16 protein-coding genes, 1 tRNA gene, 1 rRNA gene, 1 other RNA gene and 1 other annotated feature (2 of these 20 cut by a window edge) are annotated in these 17,500 nt (G+C 45.3%); of the genes, 5 read left to right on the top strand and 14 right to left on the bottom strand.

The features are described from left to right. From QNH36_RS00165 to tadA, 8 genes are all read right to left on the bottom strand, one after another. Positions 1-1,407 (bottom strand): 16S ribosomal RNA (locus QNH36_RS00165); it reaches 143 nt to the left of the window's first position. Between the two features lie 376 nt (positions 1,408-1,783). After that, on the bottom strand, positions 1,784-2,047 hold the full coding sequence (locus QNH36_RS00160; RefSeq protein ID WP_283904438.1) for a pro-sigmaK processing inhibitor BofA family protein: 264 nt from the start codon (positions 2,045-2,047) through the stop codon (positions 1,784-1,786). A gap of 70 nt (positions 2,048-2,117) precedes the next feature. Continuing rightward, entirely contained in the window at positions 2,118-2,339 is a 222-nt protein-coding gene (locus QNH36_RS00155) for a YaaL family protein (protein ID WP_144481493.1), read from the bottom strand. A 36-nt stretch (positions 2,340-2,375) separates the two neighbouring features. Then, a complete protein-coding gene (gene recR / locus QNH36_RS00150; RefSeq protein ID WP_144481492.1) occupies positions 2,376-2,972 on the bottom strand; it encodes a recombination mediator RecR in 597 nt (198 codons plus the stop codon). A gap of 15 nt (positions 2,973-2,987) precedes the next feature. Beyond that, positions 2,988-3,314 (bottom strand): YbaB/EbfC family nucleoid-associated protein, encoded by a 327-nt coding sequence (locus tag QNH36_RS00145; protein WP_251545018.1) that lies wholly within the window; start codon positions 3,312-3,314, stop codon positions 2,988-2,990. 17 nt (positions 3,315-3,331) lie between these two features. Beyond that, on the bottom strand, positions 3,332-5,014 hold the full coding sequence (dnaX, locus tag QNH36_RS00140) for a DNA polymerase III subunit gamma/tau (protein WP_144481491.1): 1,683 nt from the start codon (positions 5,012-5,014) through the stop codon (positions 3,332-3,334). 325 nt (positions 5,015-5,339) lie between these two features. Then, positions 5,340-5,604, bottom strand: an RNA gene (gene ffs, locus QNH36_RS00135) — signal recognition particle sRNA large type. Positions 5,605-5,683: 79 nt separating this feature from the next. Then, positions 5,684-6,205 carry a tRNA adenosine(34) deaminase TadA gene (gene tadA / locus QNH36_RS00130; protein ID WP_144481490.1) on the bottom strand — a complete coding sequence of 174 codons (522 nt, stop codon included), beginning with the start codon at positions 6,203-6,205 and terminating at the stop codon, positions 5,684-5,686. A gap of 88 nt (positions 6,206-6,293) precedes the next feature. On the opposite strand from tadA, the gene QNH36_RS00125 reads away from it, so the two are divergent. From QNH36_RS00125 to QNH36_RS00110, 4 genes are all read left to right on the top strand, one after another. Continuing rightward, on the top strand, positions 6,294-6,833 hold the full coding sequence (locus QNH36_RS00125; protein WP_251545021.1) for a cysteine hydrolase family protein: 540 nt from the start codon (positions 6,294-6,296) through the stop codon (positions 6,831-6,833). 62 nt (positions 6,834-6,895) lie between these two features. Continuing rightward, positions 6,896-8,179 carry a glycoside hydrolase family 18 protein gene (locus tag QNH36_RS00120; RefSeq protein WP_283904437.1) on the top strand — a complete coding sequence of 428 codons (1,284 nt, stop codon included), beginning with the start codon at positions 6,896-6,898 and terminating at the stop codon, positions 8,177-8,179. A gap of 216 nt (positions 8,180-8,395) precedes the next feature. Next, positions 8,396-9,037 carry a deoxynucleoside kinase gene (locus tag QNH36_RS00115; protein ID WP_144481487.1) on the top strand — a complete coding sequence of 214 codons (642 nt, stop codon included), beginning with the start codon at positions 8,396-8,398 and terminating at the stop codon, positions 9,035-9,037. After that, positions 9,034-9,702 (top strand): deoxynucleoside kinase, encoded by a 669-nt coding sequence (locus tag QNH36_RS00110; protein WP_144481486.1) that lies wholly within the window; start codon positions 9,034-9,036, stop codon positions 9,700-9,702. Before QNH36_RS00115 ends, QNH36_RS00110 begins: the two co-directional genes overlap by 4 nt. A gap of 337 nt (positions 9,703-10,039) precedes the next feature. Here QNH36_RS00110 and QNH36_RS00105 read toward each other — a convergent pair. The 6 genes from QNH36_RS00105 to guaB form a co-directional block, all read right to left on the bottom strand. Next, positions 10,040-10,132, bottom strand: a tRNA-Ser gene (locus QNH36_RS00105). Positions 10,133-10,548: 416 nt separating this feature from the next. Continuing rightward, positions 10,549-11,829 carry a serine--tRNA ligase gene (gene serS / locus QNH36_RS00100; protein WP_144481484.1) on the bottom strand — a complete coding sequence of 427 codons (1,281 nt, stop codon included), beginning with the start codon at positions 11,827-11,829 and terminating at the stop codon, positions 10,549-10,551. Between the two features lie 66 nt (positions 11,830-11,895). Then, positions 11,896-12,111 (bottom strand) — a binding site (T-box leader). 52 nt (positions 12,112-12,163) lie between these two features. Next, complete coding sequence (gene pdxT, locus QNH36_RS00095; RefSeq protein WP_144481483.1) at positions 12,164-12,754, bottom strand: pyridoxal 5'-phosphate synthase glutaminase subunit PdxT; 591 nt, start codon at positions 12,752-12,754, stop codon at positions 12,164-12,166. A gap of 11 nt (positions 12,755-12,765) precedes the next feature. Continuing rightward, on the bottom strand, positions 12,766-13,647 hold the full coding sequence (gene pdxS / locus QNH36_RS00090) for a pyridoxal 5'-phosphate synthase lyase subunit PdxS (RefSeq protein WP_144481482.1): 882 nt from the start codon (positions 13,645-13,647) through the stop codon (positions 12,766-12,768). Positions 13,648-13,802: 155 nt separating this feature from the next. Further along, positions 13,803-15,107, bottom strand: a complete 1,305-nt coding sequence (locus tag QNH36_RS00085) for a serine hydrolase (protein ID WP_481825311.1) — start codon at positions 15,105-15,107, stop codon at positions 13,803-13,805. Between the two features lie 296 nt (positions 15,108-15,403). After that, the gene (guaB, locus tag QNH36_RS00080; RefSeq protein WP_251545024.1) at positions 15,404-16,870 is read right to left on the bottom strand and encodes an IMP dehydrogenase; all 1,467 of its coding nucleotides are present in this window, start codon (positions 16,868-16,870) and stop codon (positions 15,404-15,406) included. A 111-nt stretch (positions 16,871-16,981) separates the two neighbouring features. On the opposite strand from guaB, the gene QNH36_RS00075 reads away from it, so the two are divergent. Continuing rightward, positions 16,982-17,500, top strand: the 5' portion of a protein-coding gene (locus tag QNH36_RS00075) for a YaaC family protein (RefSeq protein WP_283904436.1). 438 nt of this gene lie beyond the right edge of the window; only the first 519 of its 957 coding nucleotides appear in the window; the start codon lies at positions 16,982-16,984; its stop codon lies off the right edge, out of view.

Here is a 17,500-nt window from a genome sequence, read left to right as displayed (position 1 = left end):
GTGTGTACAAGGCCCGGGAACGTATTCACCGCGGCATGCTGATCCGCGATTACTAGCGATTCCGGCTTCATGCAGGCGAGTTGCAGCCTGCAATCCGAACTGAGAATGGATTTATGGGATTGGCTTCACCTCGCGGCTTCGCGACCCTTTGTTCCATCCATTGTAGCACGTGTGTAGCCCAGGTCATAAGGGGCATGATGATTTGACGTCATCCCCACCTTCCTCCGGTTTGTCACCGGCAGTCACCTTAGAGTGCCCAACTGAATGCTGGCAACTAAGATCAAGGGTTGCGCTCGTTGCGGGACTTAACCCAACATCTCACGACACGAGCTGACGACAACCATGCACCACCTGTCACTCTGTCCCCCGAAGGGGAACGCCCTATCTCTAGGGTTGTCAGAGGATGTCAAGACCTGGTAAGGTTCTTCGCGTTGCTTCGAATTAAACCACATGCTCCACCGCTTGTGCGGGCCCCCGTCAATTCCTTTGAGTTTCAGCCTTGCGGCCGTACTCCCCAGGCGGAGTGCTTAATGCGTTTGCTGCAGCACTAAAGGGCGGAAACCCTCTAACACTTAGCACTCATCGTTTACGGCGTGGACTACCAGGGTATCTAATCCTGTTCGCTCCCCACGCTTTCGCGCCTCAGCGTCAGTTACAGACCAGAGAGCCGCCTTCGCCACTGGTGTTCCTCCACATCTCTACGCATTTCACCGCTACACGTGGAATTCCGCTCTCCTCTTCTGCACTCAAGTTCCCCAGTTTCCAATGACCCTCCCCGGTTGAGCCGGGGGCTTTCACATCAGACTTAAGGAACCGCCTGCGCGCGCTTTACGCCCAATAATTCCGGACAACGCTTGCCACCTACGTATTACCGCGGCTGCTGGCACGTAGTTAGCCGTGGCTTTCTGGTCAGGTACCGTCAAGGTACCGGCAGTTACTCCGGTACTTGTTCTTCCCTGACAACAGAACTTTACGACCCGAAAGCCTTCATCGTTCACGCGGCGTTGCTCCGTCAGACTTTCGTCCATTGCGGAAGATTCCCTACTGCTGCCTCCCGTAGGAGTCTGGGCCGTGTCTCAGTCCCAGTGTGGCCGATCACCCTCTCAGGTCGGCTACGCATCGTTGCCTTGGTGAGCCGTTACCTCACCAACTAGCTAATGCGCCGCGGGCCCATCTGTAAGTGACAGCCGAAACCGTCTTTCAGCTTTCCCTCATGTGAGGGAAAGGATTATCCGGTATTAGCTCCGGTTTCCCGAAGTTATCCCAGTCTTACAGGCAGGTTGCCCACGTGTTACTCACCCGTCCGCCGCTGATCTTCAAAAGCAAGCTAATGAAGATCCGCTCGACTTGCATGTATTAGGCACGCCGCCAGCGTTCGTCCTGAGCCAGGATCAAACTCTCCAAGAAAGAGTTATGAGTTAGCTCATAAGTTAAAACGTTGGCTCATGTCTTCTATTAATAGAAGCATGATAATTTATTGTTTGTTGACGCTTGTTTGTTTAGTTTTCAAAGAGCAATTTCAATGTCTCCCGTAGGCGACTTAAATAATATACCATGCTGCCGTTATTTCGTCAACATCTTTTTTCATAAGTTATTAACGGCTGTTCAACAGCAACTTTTATATATTAACAACATCTGCTTGCATGGTCAATAGATTTTTCACAAAAAGTTGTTTTCCCATTGATTGGTTTCTAATGGTGATCCGCGAAGACTTCTTAATTACTGCTCTTAACACCAATGAGAAAATTAAAACGCCGCTTCTTCTAAAAGCGGCGTTCGTTCATTATATAATCCAAGTCTGGATTGCAACCAGGGCGAATACACCTGGGATTCCCAGCAATCCGGAGACTGCTGCGGTTGCAATGTTGATTGGCACGTAGATTCCGAAGCCGGTTCCGAAAGCGTTGAGAAAAAATAGAAAGAGGGCTCCGATCAGGATTTTAACCGCGCTCTGCCCGATGAAACGAAGCGGTTTTGTCGGCGCGCCTATGATGAGCAGCAACATGATCAATCCGCCCAGGACCGATATGACAACTATAGGATCCATACTTATCCTCCTTACTTCAATGTCTTGTACAATTTTATGTACAAGTTATTGAAATAAGACCTTATTGCATTTATTTTGTCCTGATCGTGATTTTCCTGTGCTTTGCTTCTTTAAATAGAAAAAAGTACTTCGCTTCGGCAATCTTTGCTTCTGTGATGAACTCTTCTGACGGATCGAAGCTTCTTTCAACCAATAGCTTTTGATTATTCCAGTTCGTCTTCATGCTGTTCAGCTGTCCCAATAGTTTTTGGTCGAATTCTTTTCTTAGCCATTTCTTTTTGCGAAATAACATGACCTTCCTCCAGTAGAGCGCTTCTTGTATATAGAATTAAACTTCCCGGCGGCCTTCGAGTGCTTTTGATAGCGTGACTTCATCTGCGTATTCAAGGTCCCCTCCGACAGGCAGACCATGGGCAATCCTTGTAATCTTGATTCCTGACGGTTTCAGGAGTCTTGAGATGTACATCGCCGTCGCTTCACCTTCGATATTAGGGTTCGTAGCAAGGATGACTTCCTGGACAGTTTCATCCTGAAGCCTTTTCAGCAGATCTGGTATATTGATATCTTCCGGGCCGATTCCATCCATTGGGGAAATAGCTCCATGAAGCACATGGTACAGGCCGTTGTATTCCTTCATTTTTTCCATCGCAATGACATCCTTGGGATCCTGGACCACGCATATAACACTGCGATCGCGGCGCTGGTCCTCGCAAATATAACATGGATCCTGGTCAGTGATATGACCGCAGACAGAGCAATATGTCAAATTGCGCTTCGCATTCACCAGGGCCTTCGCAAAATCCAATACGGTTTCTTCCTTCATGCTTAAGACGAAAAAAGCCAGACGTGCGGCTGTTTTTGGGCCGATACCTGGTAATTTCATAAAGCTGTCGATCAGCTTTGATATTGGTTCAGGATAATGCATTCTTATTTATTCCTCCTAGAACATTCCCCCAGGAAGGTTCATCCCTTTTGTGAATTGTCCCATTGTTTTGTTCGTTAATTCTTCTGCTTTCTTCAGTGCATCGTTTGTTGCAGCAAGTACTAGGTCCTGAAGCATTTCTACATCATCCGGATCAACGACTTCCGGCTTGATTTGCACATCGACGATTTCTTTGTGGCCAGTTACGATGACTGTTACCATACCGCCGCCTGCAGTTCCTTCAATTTTCTCTTCACCTAATTGAACCTGTGCTTCTTCCATTTTCTTTTGCATTTTTTGCATTTGCTTCATCATGTTTTGCATATTACCCATTCCACGCATCATATTAACGTCCTCCTATATTAATCTTGTATTTGTATTAATTCATCGCCAAATAATTTCTTGGCTTCAGCAATCAGCGGGTCTTCACTGGCAGCAGCTTGCCCTTCCGTTGATCCGTCGCCTCTTTGGCTGATAAAGTTTTCCCTTATTTTAAGCCACTGTTCTTCCGGCACACCGATGACCTGCAATCTTTTACCTGTGTAATCCAGCATCGCACCGCTGACAGTTTCAGTGAACCTGGTGTTTTCCATTGCCATCTGGCAGTGAATCTCATATTTGAATTTTATCACGACCGCCTCATCAGATGCAGCAACCGGTTCGGCTTCATTCAATAACGCAGCCTGCGAACGCATTTGCTTGGCAGCCAGCATTTCTAGCAAGTCTCCCCAGCGTCCCTTGATCGCTTGAAGATTAGGCTTTGTTGCACTTTTCAGTACCTCATTGATTTTTCCGGCCGGAGCCTGGAAACCTTTTCGGTTTGGACGCGGCGCTTTCTTGGCTGCAGCTGGTTCACTTGCTGCCACACCCGGGTTTTGCTGAAAATTCGCCAGCTTTTCTTCAAGCTGTTCGATCCTCTTCAATAAAGGTTCAACCTGTACATTGCTTGTCTGCACCTGAGCATCAAGCTGGCACAGTTTTACGATCGCGACTTCAAGGAAAATACGCGGATGGTTCGTCCAGCGCATTTCTTGCTGGGCTTTGTTCAAGACCTCAATCAATTCATATATTTGTGCGGAATCAATTTGATTGGCGAGTTCCTGGAAATCATGATCCAGCATCACTCGTTCCATGGCTTCTTCTAATCCTGGTGCTGCCTTGTAAAGGAGCATGTCGCGGTAAAAGAAGATCATGTCTTCTATGAATCTTGCCGGATCCTTTCCTTGTAAAAGAAGCTCATCCAATGCTTCCAGTCCAACAGCTGCATTTTTTTCATAAATTGCTTTGGCCAGCTGGTTGAGGAAGTTCTGTGATACTGTTCCTGTTACTGTGAGCGCATCTTCAATCGTCACTCGGTCCTGGCTGAACGAAATTGCCTGATCCAGCAGACTCAAGGCATCACGCATTCCGCCTTCCGCTGCCCTGGCAATGATTTGCAAGGCTGTGTCATCGCAATCCACTCCAGATTCCTCAACAATTTGCTTCATCCTGCCAACGATGGCCTGAGCCGTGATTCTCTTGAAATCAAATCGCTGGCATCGTGAAATGATTGTGAGTGGAATCTTATGGGGCTCAGTTGTAGCGAGGATAAAGATAACATGCTTTGGAGGCTCTTCAAGTGTTTTTAGCAAGGCGTTGAACGCTCCGATGGAAAGCATATGCACCTCATCGATGATATATACTTTATACTTCACGACGTTAGGGGCATATTTTACTTTGTCACGGATATCCCGGATTTCCTCGACACCGTTATTGGAAGCAGCGTCAATTTCGATCACATCGGGAATCGATCCATCGGTTATTCCCCGGCAGGCATCGCATTCATTGCAAGGCTCTGTTGTCGGAGCTTGTTCACAGTTAACCGCTTTTGCCAAAATTTTAGCAGCACTCGTTTTTCCAGTCCCCCTCGGGCCGGAAAAAAGGTAGGCATGTGATATTTTTTGTTGAAGCAGAGCGTTTTGCAGTGTCGTTGTTACATGTTCCTGTCCGACCACATCAATGAACTGCTGTGGACGCCAGACACGATATAATGCTTGGTAGGCCAATGACACCGCTCCCTTCGTTTTATTATCCTTCCTATTATAACGCAATTTTTGGGACATTTACACTTTTAGAAAGGCTCTTTTCTCAAACTTTATTGCTATTGACTACAAAATGGGATTCAATGACCTAGTTTTCTTTATAAAATTAAAGTTTATCATGAGAAAAGAGCTTGCACACTTAAATACGAACTGCAAAATGGCTTTATAGCACGTTAAAATCGGCTTTAAGATTTTAACAACAATCTTTACGAAAACAGTCTTTAGAAAAGAGAAATACAAAAAACTCATCTCCGTATAAGAGATGAGTTGAATGAATCATATTTAACTGCCGCGCACCTTCCGTCGACTGAATACCATAAGCGTTACTTAAGCAGTTAGCTCGGCCCAGGCAACCCTGCGGCACATGGGAGCGTCCACTTAATGCTGCTTCCTTCCGGACCTGACATGGTTCATGGATTCCCATTGCGCAGGACCCGGGCGTCAACACCACTTACTTAAGGCAGACCCTACAGTAAAACAGCCTCAGGAAGGGATTCATCCCCGCTAGAGCGGATTGCGGGTACAGGGCACCGCTACCTCCCCGACTAGCACGGCAAAATTGAAACCATATTTAGTTGTGTCTCAAGGACACATACATAGTATACTAACTCTGCCCATAAAAATCAATGTTTATCAGCTGTCAATTCCTGTATGCTGTTCCATCGCCTGTTTTGCCTGTTTCTTTTTCTGTTTTTTCTCTTCACGGAGCTTTCTGAAAAAATCGGACAATAATGCTCCGCACTCCTCTTTTAACACACCTGACACAACTTCACTTTGATGATTGAAACGCTCATCCTGGAGAATGTTCATGAAGGTGCCGGCACAGCCGCCTTTTGGATCTGCTGCACCATAGACCACTTTTTTTACCCGGGAGAGCATGATTGCCCCTGCACACATTGGACAAGGCTCCAGTGTAACGTACAGAACGGCATCTTCAAGCCGCCAAGTGCCGAGTTTCTTGCAGGCTTCGTCAATCGCCAGTACTTCAGCATGGGCGATTGAGCTTTGTTTTGTTTCGCGGAGATTGTGTGCCCTGGCGATGACCTCCCCGTCCAGGACAATGACTGCCCCAATCGGCACCTCGCCTATCTGCCCTGCTTTTTTTGCCTCTTCAATTGCTTCTAGCATATATCTTTCATCTGGAGTATATTCCATCTTTTCCTCCATTAAGGTGTTTTATATTTCCAACTGGTTTAATAATCCCCTGCCGGTAAAAATATAAAGGAGAAGGAGAGGATTATTCATGCCAAAGACTGCCCTGTTGATCATCGATATGATCAATGACTTTAATTTTGATGCAGGGGAAGCCCTCGCTAAAAATACAGAAAACATCATCGATCCGATTTTAAATTTAAAGAAATCTTTCAATGAAAGGGATATGCCCGTCATCTATATTAATGACCATTATAATCTATGGCAGGCTGATTTTGAAAAAATCATGGATTATTGCTCGAATGAAACGAGCGAGGACATCATTAAAAAAATCGCTCCTGAAAAGAACAAGGACTATTTCCTGATCAAGCCGAAGCACTCCGCTTTTTATGGAACCGCACTGCATACTTTGCTTCAGCAGCTAAAGGTTGATACCCTTGTCCTTTCGGGGATCGCCGGGAACATTTGCGTTCTTTTCACCGCGAATGATGCGTATATGCGTGAATACAATCTCATCATACCAGAGGACTTCATTGCCTCTAATGATGATAAGGACAACCAATACGCGCTGACCATGATGAAAAATGTCCTGTCAGCCGATACAAGACCTTCTAAGGAGCTTGATTTATAACATACTGCATTTTCTTCCTTCATACAATGGTTGTAGCGCTAAAATGCCAGGGAGGGAAGAAGATGCAAATCCATGTGGTTCAGCAAGGACAGACGTTGACACAGATTGCTCAATTATACGGGTCGTCTGTTGCGGATATAACCGAGGCAAATGAACTGCCTAACCCAAATAATCTAGTCGTTGGCCAGGCGATGGTCATTCCGATTGTCGGAAGTTTCTATTTTGTCCAGCCAGGAGACAGCTTGTGGTCCATTTCCCGAAGGTTCGGAACCACACCCCAGGAGCTTGCCCGGATCAATGCAATTTCGGTGAACCAGGCGCTCTCAGTTGGTTTCCGGCTTTATATACCGCAACAGCCAAAATCAAATGCCGAATTCAATGCGTATGTAGAACCGCGCGGAAATACAGTTGCCCCTGCTCTGGAAACGGCGGCACGGGAAGCTGCTCCTTATTTGACATATCTTGCTCCATTCAGTTTCCAGGCCCTTCGTGACGGTACTTTGAAGGAGCCTCTATTGAACAATTTCCCGGCCATCGCCAAGGCAAACAATAATATATTGATGATGGTCATAACTAACCAGGAAAATGACCAGTTCAGTGATGAGCTTGGGCGTATCGTACTGAATGATATGGCCATTCAGGATAAATTCCTGAACAATATCGTTGCTACCGCTAAAAAATATGGCTTCCGCGATATCCATTTTGATTTTGAATTCCTGCGTCCAGCAGACCGTGAAGCCTATAACACTTTCCTGCGAAAAGCCCGGGATCGGTTCAAACAGGAGGGCTGGTTCATTTCCACTGCATTAGCTCCTAAAACGAGCGCTGCCCAGACTGGTGCCTGGTATACTGCTCACGACTATAAAAAACATGGGGAAATAGTCGATTTCGTCGTCATCATGACCTATGAATGGGGTTATAGCGGCGGACCTGCCCAGGCAGTATCCCCGATTGGCCCTGTCCGTGAGGTGCTGGAGTATGCCGCGAGTGAAATGCCTTCACAAAAAATCATGATGGGCCAGAACCTTTATGGATACGATTGGACTCTGCCATTTGTCCAGGGATCGATCGCCCGCGCCGTCAGTCCGCAGCAGGCCATCCAGATCGCAGCAGATAATAACGTCGCGATCCAATACAACACAGAGTCTCAGGCACCGACATTCCGATATACGGCATCTGACGGAAAACAGCATGAAGTCTGGTTTGAGGATGCGCGTTCCATCCAGGCAAAATTCGACCTGATCAAGGAACTGAACCTGAGAGGCATGAGTTATTGGAAGCTCGGCCTTTCCTTTCCGCAAAACTGGCTGCTCATCCAGGAAAATTTCAACGTAGTGAAAAGATAAGACTTTATGCCCCGAATGACTGTTAAAAATTTTTTACAAATTCCGATAATATATGACAGGCGCAGTATTTATGCGGCTGTCTTCTTTTTTTGCTAAAATTGCCTCTAAATATAGCATATCCATTCCATGTACTGGTGTGATAAAATGAATTTTGCGCGATTTAACTGACAGAAATGTAAAAAAAGATACAGATACAACGGAGAGGGAGGACATGTTGTGGAAGGAACACCTTTTATAACGGTTGAAGGACCGATTGGGATCGGCAAAACGTCACTGGCTAGAGCCATTTCCGAACGATTCCAATTTGCACTTTTAAAAGAAATTGTCGATGAAAATCCATTTTTGGGGAAGTTTTACGATAACATCGAAGAATGGAGTTTCCAGACAGAAATGTTTTTCCTCTGCAATCGATATAAGCAGCTTGGAGATATTAATGAACATTACCTCAGCCAGGACAAGCCTGTCGTAGCTGATTATCATATCATGAAAAACCTCATTTTCGCCCAGCGCACATTGAATGAGCAGGAATACAAAAAATACTTAGATATTTATCAAATCCTGACAAAAGATATGCCTAAGCCTAATGTCATCATTTATCTTAATGCAAGCCTCGATACATTGCTGAAGCGCATCAAGATGCGCGGCCGCGAAGTCGAAAAAAACATCAGTCCATTATATCTAGAGCAATTATCTCTTGATTATGAACAAGCAATGCTTCAATTTGAGCAAGACCATCCAGAAATCCCAGTCCTCCGTTTCAGCGGCGATGATCTGGATTTTGTCAAGCATGAAGAAGATCTTCAGCTGATCATTGACCAGCTAACCGCATCATTAAGAAAAAGGAGCGTACAACCATGAATTTAAGAACAAAATATGACATCCCGGCTAATGCCGTCATCACGATTGCCGGTACAGTTGGAGTCGGCAAATCTACCATGACGAATGCATTGGCGGATGCCCTAAGGTTCCGTACATCCTTTGAAAAGGTAGATACAAATCCTTACCTTGATAAGTTTTATGCTGATTTTGAACGATGGAGCTTCCACCTGCAAATTTACTTCCTGGCTGAGCGTTTCAAGGAACAAAAAAGAATTTTTGAATACGGCGGCGGTTTTATCCAGGATCGTTCGATTTATGAAGATACAGGCATTTTTGCAAAAATGCATTATGAAAAAGGCACAATGTCCCCGGTGGACTACGAAACATACAAGAGCCTTTTCGACGCAATGGTCATGACTCCGTATTTCCCGCATCCTGACCTGCTGATCTATCTGGAAGGTTCAATCGACGACATTCTTGAGCGCATCAAGCTAAGAGGACGTCCCATGGAACAGCAGACACCGATCAGTTATTGGGAAGAAATGCATGCCCGCTATGAGAACTGGATCAATAACTTTAACGCTTGCCCTGTCCTGCGCTTGAATATCAATGATTACGATTTGTTTAACAATCCGGAATCCATTGAACCAATTGTGGAGAAAATCGCGGCACATATCAAACAAACTCAATTATTGAAAAAGTAAAACCGCCATTTGGCGGTTTTTATTTTGTAAGAAAAAGATACTCGTGAAAGTGTGAGAATTCATAAGTGATGATATTTTAGCTATGTATAGTTTTTAAAGCAAAAATAAGAGGAGATATTCCGGTTAACTGTTCTATATAAGACAAAATCCAATGAGTTGAATTTAATAAATGAAAAGGAAATAAGGGAAGCTCCAAATTTTAGTGAAGTTTATCCGTTTATTTCTCTACTATCAACGTCCAGTTATAATATATAAAAAAACCCGCTACATAGTAACGGGTTTCCTTACACAATCTCCAAATTGTTTTATGCGTTAATGCTTTAATTGAAAAATTAAATGGAGGAGGTAGAGGGATTCGAACCCCCGCGCGGTGTTACCCGCCTGTCGGTTTTCAAGACCGATCCCTTCAGCCGGACTTGGGTATACCTCCGAGACAAGAAATATAATATCACGTATTCAAAAACGAGTCAACAATTCTTTAAAAGTTTTTTTGGGCAGGAATGAATCCTGCCCAAAAGAAAAGCGGAAACGCCTTGGTCAGCTCCGACAAGCGCTGCCCGCCTAAAAACGCCACGTCCTGTGGCTGGCGGGTCTAGCACATCGTGTGCCACGGAGGGCCGACCAGTGAAGTCGTTCTTTGACTTCATTGGACGGACCGAAATCGAAATGTATAGCCGACTGCCCAGAAACGCAGAAACTGGAGACTCCGACAAAGAAGCGCTTTTTGCTTCTGCCGGCGGAGTTGAAGTTTCGGAGTTTTTAGGAGGCGAAACTGGACAAGCAACTCGAGGAGCTAGGCGTTGGATCTAGACACTAATCAAAGTTTAAACCGCTTATTAATGAAACTTATTCAGGAGCAATAACTTCCCTATTGCCCATGTATGGACGCAGTGCTTCTGGAATGATGACACTTCCATCAGCCTGCTGGTAGTTCTCGAGAATCGCGGCAACTGTACGGCCAATCGCAAGGCCGGATCCGTTCAAGGTATGCACATGTTCAGGCTTTGCCTTAGGCTCGCGGCGGAACCGGATATTCGCACGTCTTGCCTGGAAGCTTTCAAAGTTACTGCAAGAAGAGATTTCCCTATACGTGCCGTAGCTTGGAATCCAGACTTCGATATCATACTTCTTAGCAGCAGTAAAGCCGAGGTCAGCAGAGCACATGCTCAAAACGCGGTATGGCAGGCCTAACAGCTGAAGCACCTTTTCGGCGTGTCCAGTCAGCTTTTCCAGCTCGTCATAAGAGTCTTCAGGCTTAACAAACTTCACCAACTCCACTTTGTTGAACTGATGCTGGCGGATCAAACCGCGTGTATCTCGTCCGGCGGATCCTGCCTCAGAACGGAAACATGCACTGTATGCTGCATAATTGACTGGCAGCTCTTCACCGCTCAGGATCTCGTCACGGTGCATATTCGTGACAGGCACCTCGGCTGTCGGGATCAGGAAGTAATCTTCGCTCTCGATGCGGAATGCATCCTCTTCAAACTTAGGCAGCTGTCCTGTTCCTGTCATGCTTGCGCGGTTGACCATGTACGGAGGAAGGATTTCCTTGTAGCCATGCTCATCCACATGCAGGTCAAGCATGAAGCTCATCAATGCGCGCTCAAGGCGTGCGCCTAAGCCTTTGTAAAAGACAAAACGGCTGCCTGTTACTTTTCCTGCACGTTCAAAATCAAGGATTTTCAGATGGTCTGCGATTTCCCAGTGCGGCTTAGCTTCAAATTCAAAGTCACGGACTTCGCCCCATTTGCGAATTTCCACGTTATCGTCTTCTGTTTCGCCAACTGGAACACTTTCATGCGGGATATTCGGAATGCTAAGCATCAATGCCTCGAGCTCTTCCTCGACCTCACGCAATTGATCATCCAGCACCTTGATTTTGTCGCCTACTTCACGCATTTCCGCAATCAGGTGGTCTGCATCCTGCTTTTCACGCTTAAGCTGCGCAACCTGCTGGGATACTTCATTCCTCCTGCTCTTCAGCTGTTCAGCTTCAAGGATCAATTCCCTGCGCTTGACATCCAGGTCCTCAAACTTTCCAAAATCAGTCAAGTCTTCGCCACGGTGCTGAAGCTTCTGTTTTACTTCTTCAAAATTCGCCCTTAAATACTTTACGTCTAACACTGCGAATCCCTCCCTTTTTGATATGCAGTAAAAAGCTTTTGATAAAATAAAAAACTCCCGTCCCCAAAAAGGGACGAGAGTTAACCCGCGTTGCCACCCTAGTTGAAGGCAAAAATGCCTTCCACTCATAAAATAACGGTTTTTACCGAGAGTATTTACTGGCCATATGGCGTTCCATACTCTGCTCGAGGGCGGATTCGTTTGTTCCAGACACCGGTTTGCACCAACCACCGGTTCTCTTCGGAATGGAAACAAGCTACTATTCCCTCTCATCGCTTTTACTATCGAATTTTAATTCATAATTTACTACAATTATGTTCAGCATGCAAGCAGTTTATGCAAAATTTTTACTCTTAGACTCTTCTACCATTTTAACAAAGTAATTCATGAGCCGAAAATCATCTGTCAATTCCGGATGGAAGGAACAGCCGAGGAATTGACCATCACGGGCAGCGACAATCCTGTCATTATGCTTTGCAAGCACTTCGACATTCTCACCCGCTTCCACGATATGAGGAGCCCGGATGAATACGGCGGAAAAATTGTCAGCCACTCCGGAAATATCGATATCTGCTTCAAAACTCTCACGCTGGCGCCCGAACGAGTTGCGTTCCACTTTCACATCCATGACACCGATATGCGGTTCATCATAGCCAACCAGGTCGTTCGACAGCAAGATCAATCCTGCGCAGGTCCCGAACATTGGCTTGCCATCTGCAGCGAATTTTTTCAACTCGTCCATGAATCCATACTTATCAATCAGACGGCGAATGGCCGTGCTTTCTCCGCCTGGAATGATCAATCCGTCTATCTCTTCCAGCTGACCGGGACGTTTAACAACTACGCCCTCTGCCCCAGAAGCCTCGATTGCCCATATATGCTCACGGACAGCCCCTTGAAGGCCTAGTACTCCGATTTTCACCATATTGATACTCCTTACCAGCCGCGATCCTGCATGCGGGCTTCAGGGGCCAATGATGAAATCTCCATGCCCTTCATCGGGATGCCAAGGCCTTTCGAAATGTTCGCAATCAATTCATAATCCTGATAATGTGTCGTTGCTTCGACAATTGCCTTTGCAAACTTCGCTGGATTATCAGATTTGAAGATACCAGATCCAACAAATACTCCATCAGCACCAAGCTGCATCATCAATGCTGCGTCTGCGGGCGTTGCTACGCCTCCTGCTGCAAAGTTGACGACCGGGAGACGTCCAAGCTCCTTGATTTCAAGAAGAAGCTCATATGGCGCTCCAAGAAGCTTAGCTTCTGTCATAAGCTCATCAATATCCATTGCGACTACTTTGCGAACCTGTGCGTTCACCTTGCGGATATGGCGAACAGCTTCAACGATGTTTCCAGTGCCTGGCTCACCCTTTGTACGAAGCATGGATGCTCCCTCGCCAATCCTTCTGGCTGCTTCGCCAAGATCGCGGCATCCGCAGACGAACGGAACTGTGTAATCTCTTTTATTCAGGTGGTACTCCTCATCTGCCGGAGTCAAAACTTCACTTTCATCGATATAATCAACGCCCATTGCTTCTAGCACACGTGCTTCTACAATATGTCCAATCCTTGCTTTTGCCATAACGGGAATCGTGACAGCACCCATCACTTCTTCAACGATTCTCGGGTCAGCCATTCTTGCTACACCGCCAGCTGCACGGATATCTGAAGGAACACGCTCAAGTGCCATTACGGCAACCGCACCTGCTTCTTCAGCAATCTTTGCCTGCTCGGCATTGACAACATCCATAATGACGCCGCCCTTTTGCATTTCTGCCATACCACGTTTAACACGATCAGTACCTGTCCTCATTCTTACTCCCCCTTGTCCCTTTTAAGGGATTACTATGTAAAGCAAATACAAATAACTGGATATTCGGACTTTTTTAGTCGGAATTACAGCTACCCCTATTGAAAATAAACAATAAAAAAGGTTTCCTGTCAAGACAGGAAACCTTTGATTATTCATTAAAACCAACCTTTTACCGTATCAGCAACGCCGCCAAACAGGTCTCCAAAGAACCCGCCGATTCCACGCATTGTAAGCACGAACCAGTTTGCTTTTTCCACGCTTTCAGCAGCAACGACTGGAACCTGAATTTCTTTTTGGCCATCTTCAGTCAGGAAGCTGATCTTTTCATCTTGGGTATTCTTAACAGTCATATAGCCGACTTGTTCGCCTTTTTTGATTGGAGCAGTCAGCTCACCATCTTTGTTAAGCTTCTTTTTATCCAGAACGAGCACTGGCTTATATTGATCTTTTTCGCCATTTCTGATTACCATGGAGATCGCCTTTTTTGACTGGATCTTCACGCTGTCTTCCTTGCCCTTCGTTACCGGAAGAGTTTTCTTGCCTTTCACCTGATAATTCTTTTTCACAAGCTCTTCTTCTGTAAAATTACTGAAAGCAAAATCAAGGATTTTACGAGTCTCAGCAAAACGGCTGTCCTTAGAGTCCGCCTTCATCACAACAGAGATGACTCTCTGGCCATTCTTCATCGCAGTAGCAGTAAAACCATAGCCAGCAAAATCAGTAGAACCCGTCTTCAGGCCATCGACACCCTCGTATTGATAAATAAGGCCTGGAAGCATCCAGTTAAAGTTCTTGTACTCACGGCCATCACGGAATTTCAATGCAGGCATACTTGCTGTTTCCAAAACCTCTGGGTAATCCTTCAATAGTCGGTAGGCAAGCTTGGCCATTGAACGTGCAGACATGACATTTTCTTCATCAGGATTGCCTGCAGGATGCTGGCCTAAAAGATCCTTATTGTTCAAGCCTGAGGAGTTGACGAATTTATAATCCTTCAAGCCTAACTCGGCTGCTTTTTTGTTCATTTTTTCAACATGGTTTTTCTCAGTTCCAGAAAGAACCTCAGCAAGTGCAACCGTTGCTGCATTTCCGGAATGGATCGCCATCGCTTCATATAATTCTTTTACCGTATAATCTTCACCTTGGGTCAAGCCAACATTTGAAAGGCCAGGTGCAGCTGACAGCTTGTGGACATACTCATTGATCTTGACCTTCTGATCCCACTTCAGCTTTCCTTCTTTGACCGCTTCAAGAACCATATATTCTGTCATCATCTTGGACATGGAAGCCACACCAAGGACAACATCGGAATTTTTCTCATATAATACTCTTCCAGTTTCCGCATCTACCAGCATAGCTGCTTCGGCATCAATGCCGAGTTGACCCTCTGCTGCTTCAGCTTCCATTGAAAATCCTGAAAACATTGTTGTGATCGTTAGAATGAATGCTGCAAAAAACATTGAAAGCTGTTTCTGTTTACGATTCAAGACGAATTTCCCTCCATAATTTTGAAATAATCTATAAAACTTGCATTTTTTTCTTCCCTTTAAAAAATCACACCCGTATAGTTTACCATAAAAAAAACGAAAAAAATAGACAGAGAATAGTCACTCTGTCTATTGTAAAATCAGGAAAAAACAGACCCGAAACAGGATAAAAGTCTTAGTCCCTGTCTGTTTTTCCTTTATTTAATTTTCTTTTTCGTAAACTTGCTGCTTATACAACGTAAGTAAAACCTGATTTTCCAGGCTTTGAATTATGACATGGAATAGTTTGGAGCTTCCTTCGTGATCTGGACGTCATGCGGGTGGCTCTCTCTCAAACCTGCACCCGTCATTCTTACGAATTGAGCATTTTCCCTTAATTCTTGAAGGTTTGCCGTTCCGCAGTATCCCATGCCCGAACGGATGCCGCCGATCAGCTGATAAATTGTGTCTGTAAGGGGTCCTTTGTAAGGAATTCTTCCTTCAATGCCCTCTGGAACAAACTTCTTGTTGTCTTCCTGGAAGTAACGATCCTTCGATCCTTTTTCCATCGCAGCAACTGAACCCATACCACGGTACACTTTGAAGCGTCTTCCCTGGTAGATTTCAGTTTCACCTGGACTCTCAGTGACACCAGCCAGCAAGCTTCCAAGCATGACTGCATGCCCTCCGGCGGCTAGTGCTTTCACGATATCTCCGGAGTATTTGATGCCTCCATCGGCAATGATAGCCTTGCCATGCTTGCGTGCTTCTGTCGCACAATCATACACAGCTGTAATTTGCGGCACACCTACACCGGCAACGACTCGCGTAGTACAGATCGAACCAGGTCCAATGCCAACCTTCACGATATCTGCCCCAGCCTCAATCAGATCTTTTGTCGCTTCTGCTGTCGCGACATTTCCTGCGATGATATTAAGTTCTGGGTAGGCTTCACGGATTTGTTTTACTGTTTCAATTACACCCTTCGAATGCCCATGCGCTGTATCAACAACAATGACATCCACATGTGATTTCACCAGCATCTCAACACGCTTCATCGTATCGGCTGTTACCCCGACTGCGGCTCCGCATAATAATCGGCCTTTGTTATCCTTCGAAGAATTCGGGAACTCAATCACTTTTTCGATATCCTTAATGGTGATGAGGCCTTTCAAAACACCTTCGTCATTTACTAGTGGGAGTTTTTCAATCTTATGGCGCTGAAGGATTTGTTCTGCTTCCTGAAGGGTTGTACCTACAGAAGCAGTCACCAGATTCGTTTTAGTCATGACTTCCTCAATTTTAATGGAGTAATCCTGGATAAAACGCATATCACGATTCGTAATGATTCCAACAAGTTTTTGCTCTTCTTTGTTATTGACAATCGGAACACCAGAAATGCGATATTTCCCCATCAGATGTTCAGCATCATATACTTGATGCTCTGGGGTTAAAAAGAAAGGATCAGTGATGACACCACTTTCAGAGCGCTTTACCTTATCAACCTGATCTGCCTGGGCTTCAATGGACATGTTTTTATGTATGATGCCCAGACCCCCCTGCCTTGCGATGGAAATCGCCAATTCAGCTTCTGTTACTGTATCCATGCCGGCACTGATAATCGGAATATTCAATCCCAGAGTCTCTGTCAGGCTGACCTTGAGGCTGACATCCTTTGGCAAAACCTCCGATTTAGCTGGCACCAACAGTACATCATCAAACGTTAATCCTTCTTTTACAAACTTACTTTCCCACATAGTAAATGCCCCCCTTTAAGAAAATATTATTTGTAGGTTATCAATTGGTTAAAATACTGTCAAGGACGTTGTTATTAGTTAGATTTTTCAGTTAACTTGGAGGTTTTTTATGTGTCTTTGCCTTATAAAGATTGGAATAGCTATACACTCTTCTTTTCAGCCGAATATTCACAAGATTTTCTGAAAAAATGCTACCGGAAAATCAATCTCGAGCAGCCTGACCTGAAGAGCTTTGAAAACTGCTATCCCTTTATGTATTATCTCGAACATGGGAAGCTTTATTATGAACAGGCAGAAAAATCGCCGCTGGCCATCCAGCCCATTTTGCTTTTCTATGGACTTGTCCATCTTATCAAAGCATGCATCCTGACAGTTGAACCAGATTACCCTGAGACGACTTCCGTCCTTGCCCACGGTGTTTCGACAAGAAAGCGTAAAAAGCAACAATATCGATTCTTGGATGATGAGGTGAAATTCCAAAAGAATGGCCTATTTTCGCTTATGGCTGAAAAGATGTTCCACATGAAACAATTGGAAGGAGAAAAAGCAACAATGGGTGACGTAATGGAACGGATTCCTGAACTCTCTGCCATCTATGCATCACTTAGAGGGAAGCAAAATTTTGAAAAG

Source organism: Mesobacillus sp. AQ2, from assembly GCF_030122805.1.
GTDB lineage: Bacteria > Bacillota > Bacilli > Bacillales > Cytobacillaceae > Mesobacillus > Mesobacillus oceanisediminis_A.
This window is presented reverse-complemented; position numbering and strand designations above follow the sequence as displayed.